Origin of the sequence: Myxococcus sp. AB056 (genome assembly GCF_006547365.1) — a bacterium.
In the GTDB taxonomy this organism is placed as follows: Bacteria; Myxococcota; Myxococcia; order Myxococcales; family Myxococcaceae; genus Myxococcus; species Myxococcus virescens.
This window is the reverse complement of the sequence record NZ_VHLB01000175.1, coordinates 1-5601: the sequence shown is the minus strand read 5'-3', so window position 1 is coordinate 5601 and position 5601 is coordinate 1. Positions and strand designations below refer to the sequence as shown.

Annotated in this window: 6 protein-coding genes; 5 read left to right on the top strand and 1 reads right to left on the bottom strand. The window is 69.2% G+C overall.

What is annotated here, in order from left to right; genetic code table 11:
* The 4 genes from FMP39_RS36755 to xerD all read left to right on the top strand — a co-directional run.
* A partial coding sequence (locus tag FMP39_RS36755; RefSeq protein WP_194858720.1) for a cation:proton antiporter occupies positions 1-619 on the top strand: 619 nt, incomplete at its 5' end.
* A 53-nt stretch (positions 620-672) separates the two neighbouring features.
* Positions 673-1284, top strand: coding sequence for an L-threonylcarbamoyladenylate synthase (locus FMP39_RS36750; protein ID WP_141594597.1), 612 nt, complete (start codon positions 673-675; stop codon positions 1282-1284).
* Between the two features lie 22 nt (positions 1285-1306).
* Positions 1307-2287 carry a hypothetical protein gene (locus FMP39_RS36745; protein ID WP_141594595.1) on the top strand — a complete coding sequence of 327 codons (981 nt, stop codon included), beginning with the start codon at positions 1307-1309 and terminating at the stop codon, positions 2285-2287.
* A gap of 45 nt (positions 2288-2332) precedes the next feature.
* A complete protein-coding gene (gene xerD, locus FMP39_RS36740) occupies positions 2333-3265 on the top strand; it encodes a site-specific tyrosine recombinase XerD (protein ID WP_141594593.1) in 933 nt (310 codons plus the stop codon).
* 52 nt (positions 3266-3317) lie between these two features.
* On the opposite strand, the gene FMP39_RS36735 is transcribed toward xerD, so the two are convergent.
* The gene (locus FMP39_RS36735; RefSeq protein WP_141594591.1) at positions 3318-4490 is read right to left on the bottom strand and encodes a DUF4388 domain-containing protein; all 1173 of its coding nucleotides are present in this window, start codon (positions 4488-4490) and stop codon (positions 3318-3320) included.
* Positions 4491-4749: 259 nt separating this feature from the next.
* Here FMP39_RS36735 and trpS point away from each other — a divergent pair.
* Positions 4750-5601 (top strand): tryptophan--tRNA ligase (trpS, locus tag FMP39_RS36730; RefSeq protein ID WP_141594589.1); only part of this gene is annotated, 852 nt, incomplete at its 3' end.

The following is a 5601-nucleotide window of genomic DNA, read 5'->3' as shown; positions in this document are numbered from 1 at the left end:
GGGGTGGGAGCTGTTCGGCTCGGTGGTGGTGGGGCTGGTGCTGGCCGTGGGCATGCTCATCTACATGCGCGGCGTGAAGCAGGAGCTGCCGCTGTTCCTGGTGGGCCTGTGCTTCGCCGCGGCGGAAGGGGGCACGCGCCTGCACCTGTCGCCGCTGCTGGTGTCGCTGGCGGCGGGGGCGCTCATCGCGAACCTGGACGAGCACGCGGGCGAGCGCATCCACAACGCCATCCAGCAGGCGGGGCTGCCAGTATTCGCGCTCTTCTTCGCCGCGGCGGGCGCGGGGCTGAAGCTGGACTCCCTGCTGACGGTGGGGCCGGCGGCGATGTTGCTGGTCGCGCTGCGCGGCGTGGCCATCTGGCTCTCCTGTCGCCGCTTCGCCCCAGCGGACGACCCGCGGCTCAAGCGCTACCTGTGGATGGGACTCATCTCCCAGGCGGGCGTGACGTTTGGCCTGGCGGCCCTGGTGTCCAGGACATTTCCCACCTTTGGCCCCCAGGTGGAGGTGCTCATCGTCGCCATGATTACCGCCCATGAGCTGGTGGGGCCGGTCCTCACCCGGCGCGCCCTGGCGGCCTCCGGGGAGATCCGCGCGGACGACGCGCAGGGAACGGCATAGGCTGTCAGGCATCCACACCTTCAGCAGCAGTCACAGGAGGCACGGAGGACATCATGGCCGCACCCATCCTCGAGGTGGACACGGAGCACCCTTCACCCCGCCACATCCAGCGAGCGGTGGAGGTGCTGGGGCGCGGCGGCCTGCTGGCCTACCCGACGGATACGTACTTCGGGCTCGGCTGCGACTTGAGCTCCAAGAAGGGCATCGAGCGGCTGTACCAGCTCAAGGGACGCGACAAGAAGAAGCCCCTGTCCTTTCTCTGCCCCGACCTGTCGGACGTGGCCCGCTACGCGCACGTGAGCAACTTCGCGTACCGGACCATGAAGAGCCTCACTCCGGGTGCGTTCACCTTCATCCTGGAAGCGACGCGTCTGGTGCCGGACCTGATGATGTCCAAGCAGAAGCAGGTGGGCATCCGGGTGCCGGACTCGGCGCTCGTTCGCGATCTGACCCGAGCCCTGGGCCGCCCTCTGGTGACGACCTCCGCGACCAATACGGCGGGTGAGCCCCTCACGGACGCAAAGGATATCAAGGAAGCGCTGGGCCATGGCCTGGACCTCATCCTTGATGGCGGCGTGACGCTCAATGAACCGTCGACCGTGATTTCACTCATCGGCGATTCACTTGAAATCCTCCGGCAGGGGAAGGGTAGGCTGGAGGACTAGAACCCGAGAATAGGGGGATTTCTTGGCACAGGGGGGAACACGGCCGAGCTCCGTGGATGCACCGGAGCAGGTTCCAGGGCTGCTCAAATTACTGCTGTTGCTGCTGTTCCGGCCGGTGGACCTGCACTACCGGCTGCGAGCCGCGGGCATCCGCGTTCCGGGCGCACGGCTGGGGACGTTGTGTCGCGAGCCGTCCGAGGGAGACCGGGCCACGGCCGTCTATGTCCGGCGCATGCTGCTGTTGCTGCTCGTCGGCGCGCCGGTGGTGACGCAGGTGCTGGGCCTGGCGCTCGTGACGGCGGGCCTGCCGCTGGAGCGAGGTTGGGTGTTGTCGGCGCTGTTCTGCTCGGCGGTGGGACTGCTGGTGGCGCAGGTGTTGGGGCTGGCCGCGGGCGTCCTGCTGGGCTCGCTGTCCAGTCTGGCCACGCTGCTGGGACTGCACGCCACGGCCGCGGATGCCTTCGGGCCGGAGCTGGGTGGGGTGGCGGGCATGGTGGTGGGGGTGTGCCTGGGGAGCGTGGCCGGGTTGGCGTGTGGGAGCATCAGCGGCATCGCCATTGGCCGGGGCCCCTCCGTGGTGAGGGTCCAGATGGCGGCCATCCTCGCCAGCCTGACGCCGATGCTGCTCTGGAGTGGGACGACGAATCCGTCCTACGCCGGCGCGGTGGCCGCCAGTGCGTTGGTGGCCTTCCTGGTGAGTGCGTTCCGGCTGCCGCTCTATGCGCTGGAGGTGCTGGCGTCCGCGGTGGCGTATGCCGTGGAGCGCTGGACAGGGCGGCCGACGCTGGGCTGGGTGCCGGTGCGTCACCACAACCTCAGCTATCTGCCGCATCCCTTCCTGGGGCGGCATCTGGCGCTGGCGGTGCGCTCGCGGCCGGCGGAGGTGCTGGCGGTGGCGGATGCCTGCCTGCGCTCGCCGGGGAACATCGTGGTGGGCTGGCCGTGGGTGGTGCAGGCGCTGGAGTCGGCCTCGCCGGAGGGGGCAAGGGAGCCCCGGGCCTGAGCCGCTGAGTTGCCTCGCCGCGCGCCTCCGGTAGCCTGCGCGGCGATGGAAGGAATGCTCGACGCGTTCATCGCCTTCATCCGCGCGGAGCGCGGACTGTCCGGCAAGACGGTGGACGCCTACGCCGCCGACATCAACGTGTACTTCGAGGACCTGCGCTCCCGCGGCGTCTCCGACGTGACGCAGGCGCGGCAGGAGGACGTGTCCGCGCACCTGGCCGCGCTGGGCAAGCGGGGCTTGGGCAAGCGCAGCCAGGCCCGTCACCTGGCGGCCCTGCGCGGCTTCCACCGGTTCCTCGTCGCCGAGCGCATGGCGGACAAGGACCCGACGGAGGACCTGGACACGCCCCGGTCAGCCCGGAAGCTGCCGTCGTTCCTCACCCTGGAAGAGGTGGAGCAGCTCCTGGCGGCCCCGGACGAGCGCACGTCCACGGGCGTGCGTGACAAGGCCATGCTGGAGGTGCTGTACGCCACCGGCCTCCGCGTGAGCGAGCTGTGTGGGCTGGGCATCAACGACGTGCAGCTCACGGCGGGCTATCTGGTGGCGAAGGGCAAGGGCGCCAAGGAGCGGCTCGTCCCGCTGGGGAGCGTGGCCATCGAGAAGGTCCAGGCGTACCTGGCGGAGTCCCGGCCGGCGGTGCTGGGGCGGCGCAAGTCCCAGGCGCTGTTCGTCACGCCACGCGGTGCTGGCTTCACGCGGCAGGGCTTCTGGAAGCTGCTCAAGCGGTACGCGCTGAAGGCGGGCATCGTGAAGCCGCTGTCGCCGCACAAGCTGCGGCATTCGTTCGCCACGCACCTGGTGGAGCGTGGCGCGGACCTGCGCGCCGTCCAGCAGATGCTGGGGCACGCGGACCTCGCCACGACGCAAATCTATACCCACGTGAACGCCGCCCGGCTGCGGTCCGTGTACGACGAGTTCCACCCGCGCAGCGACGTCTTCGTCCCCAAGGCGAAGAAGACGCGGGCCGCCGCGAGGTAGGGGCGGCCCGGGGCCCTCCGCGCCGTGGAAGGAACGTTCCGTCCGCTGGCGCTCAGCCCCCCACGCCGTGGATGGGGAGGCCGAACGGATCCGTGTGGGCCCGTCGGGGCCCGCTCCCTGGCAGCGGGGCCACGCGAATTAGCCCGGACGCCATCAGTCGGTGCACGGAGCGGGACGCGGCGAGCTCGCCCATGGCCGCCGTGCGCAGGGCCTGCCGGATGCTCCGGCTGCCGCGCAGCTTCGAGTACAGGTACAGGTCATCCGCCGTCAGGTCGGGCGGGGTGGGGCGCGGGATCGGCTCGAACACCAGGCGCCCGTCGAGCGCGAAGAGCTCGTCACTGAGGGCCAGCGTCAGGCGGATCTCCGCCTCGCGGTACAGGGCGTGGGCTTCCGGGACGGGGCCTTGCTCCAGGATTTGCGCGGCCAGGGCGACGGCATGGTCATACTGACCGGCTTCCAGGAAGCGCTTCACCAGGGTGAGCAGCTCCTCCAACTCGGCGGCTTCACCCAATCGGGGGCCGAGGGCCTTGCGCGGGGCCAGGGCCCCCCGCCGGTACAGGTGCAGCACCCAGCGCGCGGCGAAGAGCGGGGCCTCCCGGGCGCTCGCGAGCATCTCTCCCAGCGTGGCGCCGCTCGCCGCCAGGTCCAGCAGGACGTCCTCTTCCTCCGAGTACGTCTCCACGGCGAACTCGCGGAAGACGCGGAACGTCGTGTCCATGCGGGGGAAGATGTCGCGGAACATGCTCCACTCGCGCTGCCGCGACACCGCGTCACGGTGCAGGGTGGACAGCGACAGCTTGAGCCCAATCGCCCGGGCTGACGGAGGGAGGCCGGGGGTGAACGCCACCTCGCCGGACTCCCAGGCGTAGCAGTCGAACAGGGACTCGCGCGCCTTGTGCTCCAGGGCCTCGATGAGGCGGGGCAGTTCCACGAAGCAGCGCTGGACCAGGAAGGTGCCGTAGGGCATGCCCGCCCCCTCGGCCGCTTCGAAGGCCGCCGCGGCGCGGGGGGCGTCCAGGATGCGGAGGTTCACCAGGATTTGGGCCAGGTGCTCGCGCGGGTCGTTGGAGCTCTCGCCCACCAGGTAGCCGTCCTTGACGTGGAAGCAGCGCCGCACCGCGCCACGTTCCACGCTCAGCACCCCTTCAACCCCGGGCGCGCTGAACAGCGGCGGCATCACCAACTGCAAGCGATAGTTGGCGAGACTTCCGTTGAATGGCTCCATGCAGGTGCTTCCTCCAAGGTGGGTTGGCCCGCGTGAGGAACCCCCAGGGTATCGGCGCACCCCACTGTGATTCAATTGCAAGTGCCTGAATTTGCTCGGGATTTCCCGGCGGGGCGCAAAGTTCCAGGGAGAGTCCGTCTTGACTTCGGATACTGAACGGGCGCAGGACACGGGCAACGGACGGTTGCAGGGCCGCGTCGGGTGTGCGAACGAGCCCCGTCCGATTCCCGATTCCGCCCAACCGAATCAGAGCGAGTCCATGCGAATTCTTTCAGGAGTGCAGTCGTCCGGCAGGCTGCACATCGGCAACTACTACGGCGCGCTCCGCCAGTTCGTGCAGCTCCAGGATGAAGGCGAGGGGTACTACTTCATCGCCAACCTGCACGCGCTCACCACCGTGAGGGACCCCAAGGCCGCGCTGGCGCTGACGCGCGAGGCCGCCATGGCCTACCTGTCGCTGGGGTTGGATCCGAAGAAGGCCGTGCTCTTCCGGCAGAGCGACGTGCGTGAGGTGCTGGAGCTGTACTGGATTCTGGGCACCGTGACGCCGCACGCGCACCTGGAGCGGGCCCACAGCTACAAGGACAAGGTGGCCAAGGGTATCAGCCCGGACTTCGGCCTCTTCGCCTACCCGGTGCTGATGGCCGCCGACATCCTGCTCTACAGCGCGGACTTCGTCCCGGTGGGCAAGGACCAGATTCAGCACATCGAGTTCGCGCGCGACTGGGCGGTGAAGTTCAACACCCAGTACGTGCCCGGCTACGACCCGGCCGACCCGGAAGGCAAGGAGCGGGGCCATGCGCCCGGCATCCTCAAGCTGCCCGCGGCGCGCATCCAGGAGACCACCCAGACGGTGCCCGGCGTCGACGGACAGAAGATGTCCAAGTCCTACGGGAACACCATTGAGCTCTTCGGGGACGAGAAGGAAATCAAGAAGCGCATCATGTCCATCAAGACGGACTCGACGCCGGTGGACGCGCCCAAGCCGCTGCCCACGCAGTCGCCGCCGCCCGGACTCGTCAGCGATGCGCCGCTCTACGACTTGCTGAAGCTGATGCTTCCCGAGTCCGAGTTCGCCGAGGTGGACGCCTCCTGGAGGGCGGGCGGGAAG